This window comes from Thalassotalea sp. G20_0 (assembly GCF_017744175.1).
GTDB lineage: Bacteria > Pseudomonadota > Gammaproteobacteria > Pseudomonadales > Endozoicomonadaceae > Endozoicomonas.
Genome location: NZ_JAGHQV010000482.1, coordinates 1 through 565, shown reverse-complemented (window position 1 = coordinate 565; position 565 = coordinate 1). Strand labels below are relative to the sequence as shown.

The following is a 565-nucleotide window of genomic DNA, read 5'->3' as shown; positions in this document are numbered from 1 at the left end:
CTGTCCTCCCGATTGTGGAGGACAGATCGAATTAATCCTGAACTAAAATCTCTCCTGATTTGGCGGGTATGGTCAGTTCAAGGATGCCACCTGAAGCATCAATGCTCTCTCCTTTTTTTATCAGAGGCGAAAAACACCCTTGCTCAAGACCCGTCTGCCAAATGGGTATAGAGAGGTCTTTCGGCGTGGTTCCACGGTTTATTGCACAGACTATCCGCTCACCATCCAGACAGCGGGCAAAGACAATAACATCACCTTGCGCATAAAGCCACTGCACACTGCCTGACTGCAATGCTGAAGACTGGTTGCGCAGGGACGTCAACTGCTTGATAAAGTCCACCATATCCTGCCGGGAATCCAGCCTTTCCCATGGGAAACAGCGGCGATTATCCGGATCATGCCCACCTTCCAGAGCGACTTCTGTCCCGTAGTAGAGGCAGGGGACACCGGCCCAGCAGAACAGAAATACCAGGGCACAGCGTAACGTTGCCTCATCGCCGTTAACCATGGTCAGAAAGCGCATGGTATCGTGGCTATCCAGCTGGTTAAGTTGGCAGAGCTGGTT

General features: G+C 52.0%; 1 protein-coding gene. It reads right to left on the bottom strand.

Annotated features, from left to right (window positions below; genetic code table 11):
• Positions 1-31 precede the first annotated feature (31 nt).
• Positions 32-565 (bottom strand): alpha-amylase family glycosyl hydrolase (locus J7438_RS27155; protein ID WP_286196991.1); only part of this gene is annotated, 534 nt, incomplete at its 5' end.